Annotated in this window: 21 protein-coding genes and 1 pseudogene; 11 read left to right on the top strand and 11 right to left on the bottom strand. The window is 42.1% G+C overall.

Going from position 1 to position 17,178, the window contains the following annotated elements; translation table 11 throughout:
• Nucleotides 1-76: 76 nt before the first annotated feature.
• The 3 genes from NQ565_RS14565 (at nt 77) to NQ565_RS14555 (ending at nt 1,548) form a co-directional block, all read left to right on the top strand.
• Nucleotides 77-244 carry a hypothetical protein gene (locus NQ565_RS14565; RefSeq protein ID WP_005652603.1) on the top strand — a complete coding sequence of 56 codons (168 nt, stop codon included), beginning with the start codon at nt 77-79 and terminating at the stop codon, nt 242-244.
• Nucleotides 241-864 (top strand): hypothetical protein, encoded by a 624-nt coding sequence (locus NQ565_RS14560; RefSeq protein ID WP_005652604.1) that lies wholly within the window; start codon nt 241-243, stop codon nt 862-864. Before NQ565_RS14565 ends, NQ565_RS14560 begins: the two co-directional genes overlap by 4 nt.
• Nucleotides 865-1,050: 186 nt before the next feature.
• Nucleotides 1,051-1,548, top strand: a complete 498-nt coding sequence (locus NQ565_RS14555; protein WP_005652606.1) for a hypothetical protein — start codon at nt 1,051-1,053, stop codon at nt 1,546-1,548.
• Nucleotides 1,549-1,636: 88 nt separating this feature from the next.
• Here NQ565_RS14555 and NQ565_RS14550 read toward each other — a convergent pair whose 3' ends face one another.
• From NQ565_RS14550 to NQ565_RS14515, 8 genes and pseudogenes are all read right to left on the bottom strand, one after another.
• On the bottom strand, nt 1,637-1,840 hold the full coding sequence (locus NQ565_RS14550; RefSeq protein ID WP_074713713.1) for a hypothetical protein: 204 nt from the start codon (nt 1,838-1,840) through the stop codon (nt 1,637-1,639).
• The gene (locus NQ565_RS14545) at nt 1,833-2,714 is read right to left on the bottom strand and encodes a BT4734/BF3469 family protein (RefSeq protein WP_074713758.1); all 882 of its coding nucleotides are present in this window, start codon (nt 2,712-2,714) and stop codon (nt 1,833-1,835) included. Before NQ565_RS14545 ends, NQ565_RS14550 begins: the two co-directional genes overlap by 8 nt.
• A gap of 125 nt (nt 2,715-2,839) precedes the next feature.
• Complete coding sequence (locus tag NQ565_RS14540; RefSeq protein ID WP_259830210.1) at nt 2,840-4,162, bottom strand: YfjI family protein; 1,323 nt, start codon at nt 4,160-4,162, stop codon at nt 2,840-2,842.
• Nucleotides 4,159-4,449 carry a hypothetical protein gene (locus NQ565_RS14535; protein ID WP_005652475.1) on the bottom strand — a complete coding sequence of 97 codons (291 nt, stop codon included), beginning with the start codon at nt 4,447-4,449 and terminating at the stop codon, nt 4,159-4,161. The genes NQ565_RS14540 and NQ565_RS14535 overlap by 4 nt, the downstream gene beginning before the upstream one ends.
• Nucleotides 4,442-4,720: a hypothetical protein gene (locus tag NQ565_RS14530; protein WP_152635404.1), complete on the bottom strand. Its 279-nt coding sequence runs from the start codon at nt 4,718-4,720 to the stop codon at nt 4,442-4,444. Before NQ565_RS14530 ends, NQ565_RS14535 begins: the two co-directional genes overlap by 8 nt.
• A 3-nt stretch (nt 4,721-4,723) precedes the next feature.
• A complete protein-coding gene (locus NQ565_RS14525) occupies nt 4,724-5,107 on the bottom strand; it encodes a helix-turn-helix transcriptional regulator (RefSeq protein ID WP_231292970.1) in 384 nt (127 codons plus the stop codon).
• Between the two features lie 114 nt (nt 5,108-5,221).
• The gene (locus tag NQ565_RS14520) at nt 5,222-6,127 is read right to left on the bottom strand and encodes a hypothetical protein (protein ID WP_005652135.1); all 906 of its coding nucleotides are present in this window, start codon (nt 6,125-6,127) and stop codon (nt 5,222-5,224) included.
• A 10-nt stretch (nt 6,128-6,137) separates the two neighbouring features.
• Nucleotides 6,138-6,305: pseudogene (locus tag NQ565_RS14515) on the bottom strand (tyrosine-type recombinase/integrase); the annotation flags it as partial.
• 286 nt (nt 6,306-6,591) lie between these two features.
• Between NQ565_RS14515 and NQ565_RS14510 the strand changes: the two are divergent.
• On the top strand, nt 6,592-7,821 hold the full coding sequence (locus tag NQ565_RS14510) for a site-specific integrase (RefSeq protein ID WP_004329612.1): 1,230 nt from the start codon (nt 6,592-6,594) through the stop codon (nt 7,819-7,821).
• A gap of 14 nt (nt 7,822-7,835) precedes the next feature.
• On the top strand, nt 7,836-9,047 hold the full coding sequence (locus tag NQ565_RS14505; RefSeq protein WP_005652132.1) for a site-specific integrase: 1,212 nt from the start codon (nt 7,836-7,838) through the stop codon (nt 9,045-9,047).
• A gap of 132 nt (nt 9,048-9,179) precedes the next feature.
• Here NQ565_RS14505 and NQ565_RS14500 read toward each other — a convergent pair whose 3' ends face one another.
• The 3 genes from NQ565_RS14500 to NQ565_RS14490 all read right to left on the bottom strand — a co-directional run bounded on the left by NQ565_RS14500 (nt 9,180) and on the right by NQ565_RS14490 (nt 11,924).
• Nucleotides 9,180-10,748 (bottom strand): DUF3825 domain-containing protein, encoded by a 1,569-nt coding sequence (locus NQ565_RS14500; protein ID WP_004329614.1) that lies wholly within the window; start codon nt 10,746-10,748, stop codon nt 9,180-9,182.
• Between the two features lie 505 nt (nt 10,749-11,253).
• Nucleotides 11,254-11,562, bottom strand: a complete 309-nt coding sequence (locus NQ565_RS14495) for a helix-turn-helix domain-containing protein (protein ID WP_004329615.1) — start codon at nt 11,560-11,562, stop codon at nt 11,254-11,256.
• 41 nt (nt 11,563-11,603) lie between these two features.
• Nucleotides 11,604-11,924 carry a helix-turn-helix domain-containing protein gene (locus NQ565_RS14490; RefSeq protein WP_005652128.1) on the bottom strand — a complete coding sequence of 107 codons (321 nt, stop codon included), beginning with the start codon at nt 11,922-11,924 and terminating at the stop codon, nt 11,604-11,606.
• Nucleotides 11,925-12,378: 454 nt separating this feature from the next.
• On the opposite strand from NQ565_RS14490, the gene NQ565_RS14485 reads away from it, so the two are divergent.
• The 6 genes from NQ565_RS14485 (at nt 12,379) to NQ565_RS14460 (ending at nt 17,154) form a co-directional block, all read left to right on the top strand.
• Nucleotides 12,379-12,843, top strand: a complete 465-nt coding sequence (locus NQ565_RS14485; RefSeq protein ID WP_004329617.1) for a DUF3408 domain-containing protein — start codon at nt 12,379-12,381, stop codon at nt 12,841-12,843.
• Nucleotides 12,844-13,073: 230 nt separating this feature from the next.
• Nucleotides 13,074-13,448 carry a plasmid mobilization protein gene (locus NQ565_RS14480; protein WP_050751518.1) on the top strand — a complete coding sequence of 125 codons (375 nt, stop codon included), beginning with the start codon at nt 13,074-13,076 and terminating at the stop codon, nt 13,446-13,448.
• Nucleotides 13,445-14,371: a relaxase/mobilization nuclease domain-containing protein gene (locus tag NQ565_RS14475; RefSeq protein ID WP_004329619.1), complete on the top strand. Its 927-nt coding sequence runs from the start codon at nt 13,445-13,447 to the stop codon at nt 14,369-14,371. Before NQ565_RS14480 ends, NQ565_RS14475 begins: the two co-directional genes overlap by 4 nt.
• A 50-nt stretch (nt 14,372-14,421) precedes the next feature.
• Nucleotides 14,422-15,177, top strand: coding sequence for a hypothetical protein (locus NQ565_RS14470; protein WP_004329620.1), 756 nt, complete (start codon nt 14,422-14,424; stop codon nt 15,175-15,177).
• A gap of 405 nt (nt 15,178-15,582) precedes the next feature.
• Entirely contained in the window at nt 15,583-15,939 is a 357-nt protein-coding gene (locus NQ565_RS14465; protein ID WP_004329622.1) for a helix-turn-helix domain-containing protein, read from the top strand.
• Nucleotides 15,940-15,972: 33 nt separating this feature from the next.
• Nucleotides 15,973-17,154: a Mu transposase domain-containing protein gene (locus NQ565_RS14460; RefSeq protein ID WP_155817341.1), complete on the top strand. Its 1,182-nt coding sequence runs from the start codon at nt 15,973-15,975 to the stop codon at nt 17,152-17,154.
• Nucleotides 17,155-17,178 lie beyond the last annotated feature (24 nt).

Raw genomic sequence — 17,178 nt, 5'->3', positions numbered from 1 at the left:
TTAATGAAAATATGTAAATATTTGTATATTATCATAATTATGTTTATATTTGTATTAAACTAAAAAGGAGGATAACATGAACGAAAAAGAAATGAAAGAACTTACTGCCGATGTGGTAGCAATCGTAAAAAGAGAACGTGAGGCACAAGCCCCGAAGTACGGCTCTTTTATGGAAAGTGTTGTCGGTGCAATCCGAAATGATGCACGTTGCCGGGAAAAACAAGGGAAAGGAGGCAGAAGATGAAAAAACTTATCTACACCAATGAAAATCGCTTAAAGCTACAAATTGGTTATAACGAGGACTGGGCGAAAGATGTAAACCTTGCTATCGAGGAACTGAAAAAAGTGTGTGAAGAACTTACAGACGAGCAAATACGGAAATTTCTTTCTTCACCTTCTTCTCTCTGTGATGAACTTGTTGAGGCTGCAAGGAAAGAGTATAATGCCTACATGAACAATGTACCGAAGTCAGTACGGCTTTCCACAGCCTTTTCTGACGGTGGTATTTCTGACGCTGTGAAAGCCATCCACAAAGCATTGATGGCAAAGAAAACTCATCAAATCATTGACAAGACCACGATAAAGGACGGTGTTTGCCTGCTTGACAAGGACGGGCTGGAAGCTCTGAAAGCGGAATGCAGCGTGTACGGTGGCGAGCAAGCCGAAAAGGTATGGAAACTAAGTGTCAAGGCTGCAAAGGCTCTGAATGAGTTGCAATCAGCCATTGAGGGAAACAATGCCTTTGCGGATGCGGTGGAATGTTGGGGACGTTGGCAAGGTTTCATAACAATCAATGACGACAAGACGGAACATTACAAGCCCAATCCCAATATACTGAATACCCTACCGGGTGAGAAAGAATAGTTCTATCCTCCAATGATAGCAAGCGGCTACGAACCTTCACCGCTATAAATAACGAAGGATGTCCGGGCACGATGAAAGAACCTAAAGCGGTGAGAGGGAGAAAAAGGTTACTCCAGTGCTTGTAATCCGCAATAAGGGGTGGGCAAATGTTCACCCCTTTTTTGATACTAAAAAGAAAGCAATGAAATGAATAGTATAAACGATGATATGCCCTGCTTTGGTGTTCCTATTGATGTACGGGTATCACGTGGTCGGTTGCGCTGCGTGCCACCTTATGCAGACCAGGAACTCGAATTTTCACAAGTAGAGGGGCGGCTTATGTCCGTATCAAAAACCAAATGGCATGGCTTTCCTTACTGGTGTGTGTGCTTGCATGACGGAGTGAATGAGTATCATGTACTTTTCTTTCTCAAATCCGCTATGTTCGTTTATTTGCTCCGTTGCCTTTCCGGGCAAAGGGTAGTTAATCTTTCAATACAAGTTGGTAAACTCTCTGACGGAACGGTACAAATGATTGTCGATGGTGATTATAGGAGGTTAGAGCCAATTTCTATTGACATACCACCGGCAAGACGTTACCGCAAAAGCAAGGATAACAAACATGATTACAAAGATTACGGGGAACGCTTGAAGTTCCTGCAAAAGCTGGTGGATGAGATAGGAGCAACCCACACGCACACATAGGGGATAGGGGTGCTGATTTACACGCTTTTTCTATATTTATCCCTTTGGGTTTCCTTTGGGTTATTTAGACTGTTTATAAATAAAACGTTTAATTGAATAATATCGGATTTATACCTACAAATGTAAATTCACTGTCGGGGCTTGCCCTTATCCATTCCGGGATACCTCCAAACATTTCATTGAACTTTGCTTGACCTATAGCCCTTGCTGCCATATCATTAACTGATTTGTATCCGTTGGCTTTTGCGATAATCTGACCGTGTATTACTTCTACTTCTATAAGGCTAAGCATCTTTGTAGGTTATCCCGTAATCCTTGCATATCTCGAAGAAAGAGCCGATTCCGATACGCTTCCCAGTACGCAATAGGTTGGAAAACTTCTTGTCGGTTTCAGCGTATTTGTACTTTGTGTTCTGTCTGCTGCATATATGGAAGAAGGAACGGCCGCTTTCACCCAATGAAGCCAACGCACAACCGACCGTAAACCAGTCCTTGTAATCGCCTGTGATGTCTATTCCGTTGGCTCCTATCTTCTCACAGCACTTTGCCACCTTATCCAATACGTTATCACCGCCTGAATATTGATAACTGTTTGTCGGACGTGGCTCTTTGTAATATCCATCGTAGGGGATTGCCTCAACATTGATATAAGGTTCCGCATCATAGGACAAACAGCGCATTCGGGTTACATCACCGCAAGCAGGGTCTATAATGATACCTATCCGTGCAAAGTCCTGTTTCAGCTTCTCGAATTGCCCTTTATGTGCGTGGGGGTATTTCAACGGAATAATGACAAAATAGCCGTTGCCGCTTACCGAAAGACTGATATAGGCTATTTCTTTCAACTTGCAAAGCTCCTGCTTTATTTCGTCCCAGTTATCTATATGTAAATTATCCTTTCGGTCAATATCCACGCAGATAAGCCCGGAATGTCTTACAAGTTTTTCCGCTTTCCGTGTCGGCTGGAATAACCCACTTATGCAAGCCATAGGCAAACGCTTCTTTACCTCGTTCTTTTCTTCCTTTGTCGGCAAAGACCGCAGGCGTTCAATCTCCGAAACGTGCTTCTTGCTGAAAAGGAAATCACGGAGTTTGCACGTTGTGCCGTACACATCTTTCACACCGTTATAAACGGAAATCTCTACATCAAAAATATCTTTCTTCATAATCTTATAAAAATTAGTAGACGGTTGACCGGTTGTCGGATTGTTACTATTAAACTTTTAATTTATAGGTGTTTATGCAATTTTATCAGTCTATCTCTATGCTTAAGCTTTTGAAAAACCACAAGTTACAAGGTTGACGCAGTTTTGTTTATATCTTGTTGTATATCAATGCTTTCAGTATCTGTCAACCGACAACCTGTCAACTTAGGGTATTTCTTTAGGCATTTTGATATGTATTGCTTTGAAACCCCAATCGCATCAGCAACAGCGCTTTGACTGACCGGGTTAGTCAAATGGTAAACATTAGCTATCATTTCCTCTTTACCCATTGTTTTCGCTTCCGGCTGTTTTCTGTTTTCCGTCAGCTTCATATACACCTTTTCCGCACATCTCTCGAAGTAACCCATACATCTGATTGAATACTCCATTTCTTTCGGCAAAATACGGCTCATACCCGTATTATCTCCTAACAGGTGTGTTATCAAAGCCCAGCGTTCCACTATGATTTGCAGTTTTGAATATACGGCACACATGTAGCTATCATCCGTACTTTGCTTCTTTACCTGTAATTCGTTATAGTATTCGATATAGAGACGTTTTGCCTCATCAATGATATAGACCGTATCGCATCCACCAGCCTTGAAATCTGCATCCAATAAAGCATTAATGTAACTGCTCCATGCTTCCCGTACCTCTTTGCTGATAGACTTCTCCGAATACATTGCAGACGGATTTTCATCCGGGTAAACGAATAGCCACCTTTGATTAAAGCCGTTGTTCATAAGCAGGTCGTTACCGAATGTGTCCGCAAGTACGTCAGGCTGAATTGTTCCTAAAACACCCATAAATGGCTCTTCGACTAACAGTGTATCATCTGACTTTCGGTTTATTACAATGTTATCAGAATCAAAGACCGATAATAACTGGCTTACCTCGCCACTCTTGTTATATCGTCCTATATCGTCAAGAAAGCCCTTTATTTCGTCCCTGTAAAGCAATATTCCGTTATGGCTGGTAGATAATACCTGGTTCCTCGCTTCGGGTGTGGAATCGCTTAAAAGCAACTGCCTGAATATCGGTCTTTCCTTATGCTCATCCTTTGAATCCTTGAAACCCTTCAGCTCTTCCCTGTATGCCTTGTATTCGTTTGCGTCCCTATCCTTTAAAGGTTGCAGAATGAAGCGTACAGGGGTGGACTTGTTAGAACCGGACGGGGCGACTGCACACGCCCAAAGACACGGATAGTTAAAATACTTGTTATCGGAAATCCTTATTTTTTTGCCGACTGCTACACCGACCGCACTAAACATTGCAGCCAGTACTATATCACGGCTACACTGATACACTTCCGACACTTCTCTAATTATCTCTTGTGCATTTGCTGAAAGCCCGTCAATAGGTAATACAAGCACATCGGACAAAGTTTTATTATTTACACTTATGTTCATGGCTTTAATTTTATACCGTTCCAGAAATCACAAAAAAGTGAAGGCTGTTTATCGTCTTTGAAGTATTCCCGGTTGCTCGTATAGAATCCGGCTTTCCTGTGTGATATGGGACATTTGCCGGATGATACCTTACGGATATTACCGCTTTTTTTCATCTTGTCTATAAAACGACAAATATTGGCAATCCTTACACCTGTTTCCCGCTCGGCCTGATACATGGTTTTAGGGGATTCCGCAAAACACTCTGATAACAGTTTTATTTGGGAGATTTTACTTTCTTCATTCATTGTGTCCTCCTTTCTCTGCCAACCAGTATAATTTGCAACCGTTTGACAACCGAATATCCTGGATGTTCATGCCTTCCTTATGGCGTAATTCAGAAATAGCCTTACGGGCATCATTAAAGCCTACCAGTTCATTAATCCGCCTGGCTGTAAACTTATCGCCTGATAAAAATAGTTTTCTGACAGCCCTGATATTTCGGGAAGAATTAGTATCTTTGCCTTCGTAGTTAGGGAGATTGGTAGTCGATGAGGCTACCTTTTTTCTTTTATCCATAAATTAGTCTCCTATTCGTTTGGTTTTACAATATTTGTTAGCTTCATCCCTTAATTCGCTTTCGCTTTTTCGTTTACCATAGGATAACCATTTGTCAATGTCGGATTGCAGGAAACGTAATTTCTTACCTCCCTTGTGAAATGGAATTTCTCGCTTGCTTACCCATCCGTAGATAGTAGCTTTTGCCGGATGGTCGGGTAGATAGGCTTTGAGTTCGTCAATGTTGAGCCATCTATCTACAGGGGTGGTTGGTGTCTCGTTCTTCTCTAATAGAGCTTTCTCTAAAGCCTCTACTTTGTTGATGAGGTATGCCATTGCTTTAGGCATAGTTTCAAAGGTGATTACTTCGTTCATTATGTTATCCTGCTGGCTCCGTTTGGCTTTCAATTCCCGCCATGATAGAAAAAGAAAACCGCTACCTCGAATGAGATAACGGTGCAAAAGAATAAGTAAAACGAAATATAATCCTTTTACCCTAATTAGACCCTAATCAAAAAAAGATTATTTTTTATAATATTCTTCTCCTTTGTCTTTTAACTTGTTGAATATATCCATGTAATTATTTGTATTTTTAGCCGCAGATAAAAATTTGCTGCAATCTTCAATGTTTGTATTAAAAAAATGCCCTAACGTTTTGATAAGTTCTCTTTTATTAGATGCTTTTTTCCCTTCTAAAGTCTCAAAAATATCACAGTCATACATGGCGCTAATTATTTTGATAAAATCAGTTTTTTTACTTTCTGAAATCTTGTATTGGCTATGATTCATTGTTTCTTCCCGTGCTATCAATCTCCATTTATTTAAAACATTTGATATACAATCTTTAACGTTTTTAAGTTCTTCTGTGATTTCGTAGTATTTTTCATAAAATTCATCCGCTTCTTCCTTTGTAAAAAAATTCGTCTTTACGGCTTCACGCATTATGGAATATAAAGAATTATCTTCTATATTATTTGTAACTTCACTTCCAGCTATAATATTATCTTTTAATTGGATATCAAATATTTCTTTCCAATATTTCTCATATATTTTTATCAAATCATCAATGTTTTTATAAGACAAATCTGGTAGATTTTCCAGAAACTCTTCTTCAAACAGCTCTCCAACTGATGTAGCCCCTTCATAGCCTTCTAAAAATCGCAACTCGTTTTTTGATATAGTCCTAAATACTGGTTCTGATTCAATAAAACGATAACAAGCAAGTTCTATGCTATGCATAAGTTCTGTTTTTACAAATGAACGATTTACAGATACTGTTGCTACGCCTTCAATCTTTTTTTTATGTTGTGTTTTGCTTTTTTCATTTATAACAGCTTCTTTCATTTTTGTCGGAAACGTGTTAATAGTGTGTGCTGTTTCTTTGTATAATGCAATTATTTTATCTGATTCATCAAAATTTATATTCATAGATTCTTATTTAAAGGATTTTTATTTTCTCTGCCGCTTCTCTTTTCGCTTCCTCCAGTGTCTTTGCATACACCAAAGTTGTACCGATGTTCTTGTGTCCTAACATCTTCTGTATGGTGGTTATTTGTGTCCCGCTTGCAAGTTGCAAGGTTGCAAAGGTGTGCCGGAAGCAGTGGAACAGAATACAGGAAGCAAGCAGATGAAGGGATGAGAAAGGAAAACGTAATCAGTTGAATATGAGTAGTAGTTCCGTTTTTTGCTGAGATAAAGTAAAGCAAAAATGGACAGGATATTGCAGGTGTTCAGTTACCAGAGTGTTAGTTGTCCAGTTACCTGAACGGAATAGGTAACTGGCCGAACAATGAATAAACTGTCACAGAGGCTATTATTCACTGTATGTCAGCATTTTGCATATCAAAGGACGCTTATGAAATAGGTAATTTTGCCATTAAAAAAATAAGCGTATGAAAGTAGAAAAATTCAAGGTGTTGCTCTACCTGAAAAAGAGCGGTCTTGACAAATTCGGAAAGGCTCCGATAATGGGGAGAATAACGGTAAACAATACGATGGCGCAATTCAGTTGTAAGCTATCATGTACTCCGGAGTTATGGAATCCAAGAGAAAGCCGACTGAATGGAAAAAGTAAAGAAGCCGTTGATATTAATGCGAAAATTGACTGGCTCTTGCTTTCGGTCAATTCTGCATTTGATTCACTTGTTGAACGTAAGATTGATTTTGACGCAACTGCTGTCAAAGAGCTTTTGCAGGGAAGTGTAGAAACCCAGATGACTCTGTTGAAACGGCTTGATATGCATATAGAGGATATGCGCTCAAGAATCGGTATTGATGTGGCGAAAAGCTCCATGTCAACATACATTTACACCCGGAGGTATCTTGGCGAATTTATTCAAAAACGATTCAAGACAAATGATGTTGCTTTTGGACAGTTGAATGAACACATCCCATGGGAGTTTCAGGATTATATACTGAAGGACAAAGGACTTGCGGTAGATACGGTAAGACATTATCTGGCAATCCTGAAGAAAATCTGCCGGATTGCATTCAAGGAAGGACATGCGGAGAAGCGTTATTTTGTGAATTTCAAACTACCCCAAGAGAACAGGAAACCACCACGGGCTTTGAGTCGTGAGGATTTTGAAAAGATTCGTGATGTTGTAATACCACCGGAAAGAATCACTCATAATATAGCCAGGGATTTGTTTCTCTTTGCCTGTTATACAGGAGTTCCGTATGCGGATGCAGTTTCAATCACTGGAGATAATATATACAAGGACGATAAAGGCGACTTATGGTTAAAGTATCTGAGAAAGAAGAATGAATATCTGGCCCGCGTCAAATTGCTGCCGGAGGCTATCGCTCTTATAGAAAAATATCGTTCGAATGACAGGGAAGAACTTTTCCCGATGATACACCACCCCAATATGAGGCGACACATGAAAGGTTTGCGGGATCTGGCTGGCATAAGCTGTGACCTGGTCTATCACATGGGAAGACATACCTTCGGAAGTCTGATAACCCTTGAGGCTGGTGTTCCTATTGAAACAATCAGCAAAATGCTGGGTCATACCAATCTGACAACTACTCAGCTTTATGCAAGGGTAACTCCTAAAAAACTTTTCGAGGATATGGATAAATTCATCGAAGCAACGAGTGATATGAAACTGGTATTATAAATCAAGAAAGAATCATGAGAAGTACATATAAGCAATTGTATTATATAAACCGCAGTAAAGTCAAATCTGACGGGACTACATCAATCATGTGCCGTATTACAATAGACGGAAAGGCTGTTGTATTATCAACCGGGTTGTATTGCCAGCCGGAAGAGTGGAACAGCAAGAAAGGGGAAATCAAGAACAACAGACTGAACGGAATGCTTGGTGAATATAAGAAACGTGTAGATGAAACTTATGCTGAACTGTTGAAAGTAAACGGTGTCATCAGTGCAGAGTTGCTGAAAACAGCCATGACAGGAGCAGTTGACATCCCGAAGTACATATTACAGGCAGGGGAGGTGGAACGGGAAAATCTGAAAATCCGTTCCATTCAGATAGATTCAACCTCCAGTTACAGACAATCAAAAATGTATCATTACTATCTGGGGGAATACATCCGTTCTCTAGGCAAGGAGGACATGCTTTTTACAGATATTACCGAAGAGTTTGGCACCAATTTCATTTTGTATCTGAAAACAAATTATCCTCATAAGCCATCATACCGTAACCATTGTCTTTGCTGGCTGAAACGTCTGGTCTATCTTGCCGTGGATAACGGAATCTTGAGATATAATCCTTTGGATGATATAAAATATGAAAAGAAGGCACCTACAAAACTTATGTATATAAGCAAGAGCCAGCTTCAGGAGATAATGAGTAACCCAAAACAGAATCCATTACAGGAACTTGCAAGAAGAACCTTTATATTTTCATGTTTTTGCGGTTTGGCTTATGTTGATGTACGCAATCTCTATCCGCATCATATAGGTACAACTGCAGAAGGACGGAAATATATCAGAACATACCGCAAGAAAACAAGCGTTGAGTCATTTATACCATTGCACCCGGTAGCGGAGCAGATAATTTCCTTGTATAATATGACAGATGATAGTCAGCCCATTTTCCCGTTACCCATACGGAGTATGATTTGGTTTGAGATACAAGAATTGGGATTTTCGCTTCAGTTCAAGCATAACTTGTCATACCATCAAAGCCGTCATACTTTCGGTACCTTGATGGTTTCTGCCGGAGTTCCCATGGAAAGCATCTCAAAGATGATGGGACATACAAATATCAGAACTACACAAGGATACGCAAAAGTTACAGATGACAAGATTTCAGTGGATATGGATAAATTAATGGAGAAAAGAAATTTAATAAATGAAATAAAAACGTTTACTTAATTTTTATTGATGGAGTATACGGATAAAATAATATTGGAACTATATAAAGATTAGAAGCTGCCTTAAAAGATTAACGAATCGTTTTGCTAATAACGACTTATTCCTTTTAAGACAGCTTCTAGTGCTTTCTAATTACTTCCTTGCACACATGTCTGCCATCAACCAATCACTGTCTGGTCTAGTAATCAATCGTGCATTATTATATGCCATTTCCATTGTGAATATGGTCCTTCCTTCGTAATTGTTTACTTCTTTTTCTTTATCGTATTTATGGTTACATACAAGAGCTACGTCTATTGTTCCCTTATGCTCAAGTGCTAATGGAAGCAAAAGTTGCATTTTATGATCCTTGACATAATATACTGGAATAGCTGTTTTGTAGTTCCATGCTACACGACTTAGAGCTATATCTAGAGCATTACTGAAGCGTGTTGTAAGAAATTGTTTCCAATCATCATCTTCAAAAATCGCATCAGCTAGTTTTTTATAATAGGCTTCTCGTTGGGGTTTGGGCAATGCTGCTGGGTCTTCAATAAATTGGAAACCATCTGTTGCTCCTTTCTTTATAAATCCAACAGGAAGTCGTTCTATATTTTCTTTTATAAAATGATTCCAGTCTAAAGTTGGTCTTTGGGCAGTAATATCATAGAATAATTCACGGGGATCATCAAAATATTGAGCTCGTTTAGGTTTATATGGGAAATCTGTTATAATTTTTTGATAGTAACTATTTGCGGTCCCAAATCCTAAGAACACCCATGGTTGAATGACTGCCGGATTCTTACCATTATTTTTCTGAAAAAAGGCATAAATCGGGTCATAAATGTTATCTACCAATCCTGTATTCCAAACAGCATTGTCTTCATTAGTAAGAATTTTTAAAATTGGCTTTCTGACTTCTTTTTTAGATCTTTCTATCTCCTCTTCATCTTCGTATTGGAGTCGTTCAAAAGTGTAAGAAAGATAATTCTTTAGAATGGGTTTTGCCAACTTGTCTTTTTCATCATAATACCAACGTTCGTCTAATGCCAAATTGACAGCCAAGTCATTAATAGCAGCATCCCACCCTAAGATATCGGGTTTATCTTTGGGTTTGGGGAAATAGGCGAAATTACTAATAGATTCTCCTATGTAAGATCCTTGTTTTAGACTGAGAGTCTGGGATGACACCCTTATGGCTACCGTAGAAGTTGGTGATTTAATCCCTAATTTCTTTAAATCACGTGCTTTTACCGGAGCTTCATGTTTTGATGGATCTCCAATACGGAATTCGATACGCTTACGAAACAAACATTCCACAGCTTGTCGGATACCAATGAATCCCATTTTTAAATATTCATCTTTTGCTACTTTGGAGCCAATCGCAGCAAAAGGAATCCATCCATCATCATCAGAAACAACACTTGCGAAAGCTGCTTCTATCTTCTCTTTCAGTGCGTTTGTAATTTTCAAATAGTTAGGGGCGATACGAAAAGCCTTAAATACCTCACCCGTACCCTGGGGTTGATAACAAGGCTCATACTTTGCTTTTGGATAATAACTCTCCAATAATTTTTCTACGTCCAGAGGAACATTGTTGCGTTTCTCAACAAGTTTGTTAAAACAAGTTCTGAACTCATCATACCTTAAATAGTTTCCCGGTAATGTCGGGGTCAGCGCATAAGCGCCCTCAAGCAGAGCTCTAATTTCTAATTCTTCCATAAAAAATTAATTTTTATTTTGTTATGGCTATCATTATTGATAGCTTTTTCACTATGCAAACAAACAAATAGCGTGCCGTTATATTAATTGGGATATTTAATTAGCAATTGTTAACATTGCATTCAGGAAAACTGAAATCAGTCGCCCATTTCCTCGCCGTCCATAGAAGTTAGTACAGACTCTATTGAAAGCGAAAAGGTCTGGCGGCTTTGCCGTTTCGGGCTGAATCTTCCTCTTTCAGAGCGTATTCAGCCCGAAAACCTTTTCCCTTTCACGTCTGTACAATGGACGCCGACGGCAGCGGAAACAAGCGACTGACGGAAAAGTCAAAAAAAGATAAAACAGCATATAGATTGGTTCAAATAGGGCCTAATTCTATATGCTGTTATTTTATCATTTGGAAAGGCTGTTTTTTAGAAACACACATAAAATGGGCAGGCGGTCAACTGCACTCCCTCCAGAAAAATCAAAATCCCTACGTGTCCTTTGTGGAGCGTTTTGCGTGTCAGCTTCTTTTGTATCTGTACGCTTCCTTGTACCCTTTCATCAGTGCCTTTTCTATGTCGGAAGCCCGGTAGAGAATCTTGCCGCCTACCTGCGTGTAAGGCAGAATGCCGTTGTTGCGGTAGTCCTGCAAGGTTCTCCGGCTCACTTTCAGCAGGTATGCCACTTCCTTGTCCGTCAGCAGTTCATCGCCATAGGCGGACGGTTGCCGTTTTTCTAATAACTTTTCGAGCAGGGCCAGCAGCCTGTCGAAATTCGAGTGGAACGTTTTTACCCACTCATGGTCCTTTTCTCTGATTTCATTACTCATACGCGTTTGATATAGGGTTATACATTATTCTTGAAACTCGTTCAAATGGTCTTGCCTTTCCAGCGGGCTTCCTTACGCTTTTCCTCTACATTCCCGACCACTCGCTCTACATCGTCAGGACGGTAGTAAGTCCGGTTCCCGATTTTTGCAAAGGCAAGTGTCCCGTTATCCCTCAGGGTCTGCAAGGTTCTCGGACTGATACGCAACCTGCGGCAGACCTCGTGGTTGTCCATCCATTCACTTGTTTCCTTTCCGCCGTGTTCACGGCACAGACTTTCCACTCGCTGCACGAAGCGATCCAGTTTGGCGGCAATCTCCTCGAAAGTCCTTTTTTCAAAGCTGATGATTTCCATTGTCTTCATTATTTTCAGTTAAACATATATTCATATCTCCGGAACAGAACAGGTCTTTTACAGCCGATATGCCATCATGTCTCATAGTCCTATTCTCGGCAGGAAATGTGACCGTTTTATCTTGTTTCCACTGCAAATAAAAGCAGTAGAAATCACACTGCAATGGATTTTCAGACCAGTGACGATGCGTTGCCCGAAATGACATCATGTTACATATCAACTGTATACAATGAGCCTTCTTTATAAACAGAATCTTCTTGAACAATCCGGTATGTAGAAATCACTCCGGCAAATCACGGCAGTCAGCACCGACCGCCCAATCGGTATAGTGCACGAGATTACATAATTGTCACGGTATCTCCATTTGCTTGATTCTGTTCACTATACACACTTCCTTTGCTCACAACAATGAGTCAAGGTGCGCACCGAGACCAGTGAGTAAACCGATTAAAATCAAAAATGTATGGCAACAAAAAAGAAATTGACCAAAGAAGAATGGGAGGCCATGACAGGTACGGACATGTCACTCATACTCCCGTCAGATGGCAACATTGAAACTGTCCTGGAATCATCCTTGAATGATACCGGGAAAGAGAAGTCAGAAGGAACGGTAGAACAGACCGACTTCATATCCGAGAACCTGCAACCGTCAACAGGAAAAGAGGAAGCCGTTCCAACGTCTCAACGTCGTATAAGCACTAGGCAGAGGAAACTTTCTCTGGACGAATACAGGAAAACCTTTCTTCAGGTTCCGAGAATCGAAGACCGCAAGCCCGTATTTGTTAGCGGCGAGGTACGTGACAGGCTGGACGAGTTTGTCCGCAGGTTGGGAGGACGTAAAATGAGCGTTTCAGGACTGCTTGAGAACATCGCCCGGCAACATCTTGAAATCTATTCGGAGGACTTCGAGCAGTGGCGAAAGCTGTAACATTTTCCTGAATGACAGACTTGCTTACTGACTTCAGTCATTACAGTATTCAGACTGTCAGCAGCCGACCTGGGGGGGGTAACGGACAAAACTTCAGTTTTGGGAGTTAGCGAGGTTATCTTTCGGGCATCCCGAAAAACCTCGCTCCACTCCCGAAGAGTGGAGGCAATCCGCTCCCGGTGGTCGCAGATTGTGAGAAAAAGAATAATCAGAAATCAAACGAAGAAAATATGAATGACAGAAAGAAAAACAGACCGAGGGGACGCCCCAAAATAAGCGGAGTGTGCAAACTCAGCAAAGCCGTTACAGTGAAATTCTCCAAGATAGACTACGAGCGGCTATGCCGACGCAGCAGACAGGCTAACCTCACGCTGGCGGAATTTCTCCGCGTATCAGCCTTTGAGACGACGATAACGGCCAGACACTCTGCCGAGGAGACGGCCGTCATACGCAGTCTTACGGGTATGGCGAACAACCTGAACCAGCTGACCCGGCTGTCCCATCAGACCGGATTCCACCGTACCCAAAGGACGGTAACAGAACTTCTGCAGAAACTCAAGGAGATTATTATCCGGTATAGGCACGGAGAAAGGAGGCCGTCATGATTGGAAAGATCAAGAAAGGGAAATCCTTCGGCGGCTGTATCCGCTACGTGATGGGCAAGGACAACGCGGAAATCATTGACTCAGATGGTGTATTGCTGGGAAATATCCGGGAAATAACGGACAGTTTCGACTACCAGCGGGAGCTTAATCCGAAGATAAAACAGCCTGTCGGGCACATCGCATTGAGTTTCAAGCCGGAAGACAAGGCATTGCTGACAGATGAATTTATGGCTAAAATAGCCCAGGAATATATGGAACTGATGGAAATAAAGAACACTCAGTTCATCCTGGTAAGGCATCATAACACAGACAATCCGCACTGCCACCTGGTCTATAACCGCATCGGATATGATGGCAAGGTAATCTCTTCCCAAAGCGATTACAAGCGTAATGAAATCGCCACAAAATTGCTTAAGGACAAGTACGGGCTGACATATGCGGAGGGCAAGGGCAAGACTAATGTGGAGAAACTCCATGCTTCGGAGCGTGTGAAATACGAAATCTTCAATGCCGTCAAGGCAGCTTTGAAGCATTCCAAAACATGGAAAGAGTTCAACGATTACCTGCTTCGCCGGGGTATCAGGCTGGAATTTGTAAAACGTACCAGGGAGATAAAAAAGCTGGAGGACATACAAGGAATCCGGTTCACCAAGGACGGACAAACCTTCAAGGCTTCGCAAATCAGCCGGGAGTTCAGCTTTGCCAGGCTGAATGCCCAATTGAGTTGGAAGACTTCGGAATCCCAACAGGCATCCGAACGCAAAGTGCAGCAAAGAATACCGGACGGAGGCCATCTTCTGGAAAGTACGGGACCTGGACTGTTCAGTCCAAAAAGCGACACCGCTCCCGAAGAGCCGTTACCTCAGGAAGAACTCTTGCGCAGACGCAGGAAAAAGAAAAGGAGGAAAGGATTCGGGCTGTAGCCTGTCCTTTCTTCATTCAAATTATTTATGAACATTAAAATTGTAGGAATATGAAATTGGAAGAATATATCGAGAGCATCTTTGGATGCCTGGAAAGAATCGAAAACAAAATCAACGGGCTGTCCGTTCCCTTACCGGAAGGTAACAGCCCGACAGTTAACAATGAAAAGGATGACTCCGTGCTGAATGAAGTCCTGAAAAGTCATGAGACATTTCGCAACTTGTTGGCTCGCTTGTACGAGGGACTTGCTGCCATTAAGAACGATATGGTTTCCATGGACAGGAAAAACTCGTCACAGGAAAGACTTGGACAGGTCTTGTCTGAAATGCGTAATGAACAGCGTCAGCACCAGGAGAAAGTGGAAGCCTTGTTTTGTGAGACCAATGACACAATCAGAAAGAATGCCGTCAAGACAAGCAACATCAACCATCATTTCAGCCTGAGTATAGAATCCCCTTACACTCTTTGGAGTTTTTTCGTGATGTTTGCAACAATCGTGGTCTTGTCCGTGGCTCTCTATTTTTCGGTGAGAACTGACAATGTACAGGCCGATAATGATCTGAAGTACCGTTATGTCAAGATGAAAGGAGATGCTACCCCCGAGCAACTTGTGAAACTAGAGAATCTCTTTGGACCGAATCGGGATAACGGACTGATCAAGCAGATGCGTGAGGACGTGGAGGCCTACGAGGAAGCGGTACGGAGACAGGCCACCCTGATCGAACAGGTACGGCTGAAAGAACAGGCTGCAAGAGAACTGGACAGCAAGGCGAAGTCCATCAAGGACAAGTCAATTAAAAAGTAAGCTTACGGCCAGTGTTAAGATAAAAATTAGACTTTATACAGCCATATAGCTCTTTCATTTATACTAATACTTCCCTGAAAGATGGGGCTTATATTTAAATAAAAGAGCCATAATACTGCCGTAGATAAAAAGTGTATATGTAATCAATCTTCTATACAAAATGGAAAAATCGGAGTATGCTGTTACAGTACCGAAGTTGAAAGAAACGCCAAATATCATGTAAATATCACATTTTACAGGTATTGGTTATCAGGCAATTACGAGCAGCGATTAGGCCGTTTTTCTTTTAAGATCGGAGCATGCTGTTACACTCCGCTCAAAACAGCCCAATAATGCTAGCTGAATCGGAGTATGCTGTTACAGTTTTGATGAATTTATTATCTTGAAGGAAAATCCTTCAAGACTATGGCTACTCAACCTAAAAAAATGAATATCATCAAGCAGGTCCTTACGGGTCACAAAAACGGATTGTCGGTCAGGAGAATGGCCGAAATGTACTCAATGAGTCCTACAACTGTGCAGCGCTATCTCAAGATGGCCAATGAAGACTCATTAGGTGTCGATGGTCTCTTGAAGTTGGAGGACCCCGAGTTGAACCATCGGTTCAATGGCGGAAATCCAGCCTATTGCGATGAGCGCTTTGAGGACTTCAAGAAACGACTTCCTCATTTTGAGCAGGAGCTTAAAAAGCCGCACATGACAACACATCTTCTTTGGGAAGAATACCGCAAAGACCTTCCTGAAGGTTACGGGTTGACCTAATTCCGTTTCCATCTGAGACAGAATGTGGTAGCAGTGAAACCTTCCACAGTGCTCAAGATGTTGCACCAGCCTGCCGGGAAGATGTATATTGACTTTGCCGGCGACAGGATGAGCTACGTCGATATGGAAACCGGCGAGGTTGTTCCTGTAGAGACGTTTGCTGCGGTTCTGCCATGCTCCGGTTACACCTTTATTACCTGTATTCCGTCGCAAGGCATAGAACATTTTCTTGGAGCTGTGGATGCCGCCATACGATTCTTCGGAGGCGCACCGCGCATCCTGGTACCAGACAACCTGCGTTCGGCCGTAAAATCCTTCGACAGGTGGTCTCCCGGTCTGACGGACGGACTGAATGACCTTGCCACGCATTACGGATGCTGCGCGCAGCCTGCCAGAGTAAGGCGCCCCAAGGACAAGGCCTTGGTCGAAGATGCCGTGCACAAGAGTTACAAGCGCATATACGCTCCGTTGCGGAACCGTCTCTTCCATTCCTTGCAGGAACTTAATACAGCAGTGGGAGAACTGCTTGAGAAATACAACAGCCGACGCATGCAGGGATGCGACTACTCGCGGGTAGAACGCTTCCTGGCTGTTGAGAAACCCGAGTTGCTCCCGTTACCCGGAGAACGTTACCAGATGAAACGGCATGCCTTGCTTACAGTCGCTCCGAACTGTTTTGTGCAGCTAGGAAGGGAACGGCACCACTACTCTGTCCCCAGCCGTCTTATAGGCAACAAGGTGGAAGTCATCTTTACGGATACACAGGTCAGGATCTATCATGACGGCAACTGCATTGCGACCCACATGCGTTCATTCAAACACGGTGGTTACACCTGGGTAAAGGAGCATCTGCCTTCACAGACACAGGCTTATTACGGGTACTCCCCGCAGTACTTCATAGACAAAGGATCCAAGTATGGGCCTATGGCTAAGCATGTCCTGCGTGAGCTCTTCTCTGCCACTGACAGACCCGCAGAAGTGTATTACCGCTCCGCGCAGGGCATCCTGGCTCTCGCCCGTGAGACAGAGCCTGAGCTTTTTCTTCTTGCGTGCAAGATATCCGTCCAGTACGGAAAATGCAACTATCCATTCATCAGCAATCTGGTGAAGTCCAAATGCCAGGGATACCTGATGCGGCAGGAAAAGGATGCAGAGTATCAAACATCCACCTTGCCATTGCATGAGAATATCAGGGGAGCGCAAGCTTACAAGTAATATATTATTATATCACCATAAAAC

Source organism: Bacteroides stercoris ATCC 43183 (assembly GCF_025147325.1).
Classification (GTDB): domain Bacteria; phylum Bacteroidota; class Bacteroidia; order Bacteroidales; family Bacteroidaceae; genus Bacteroides; species Bacteroides stercoris.
The sequence above is the reverse complement of the archived record's forward strand: the minus strand, read 5'-3'. Positions and strand labels throughout refer to the sequence as shown.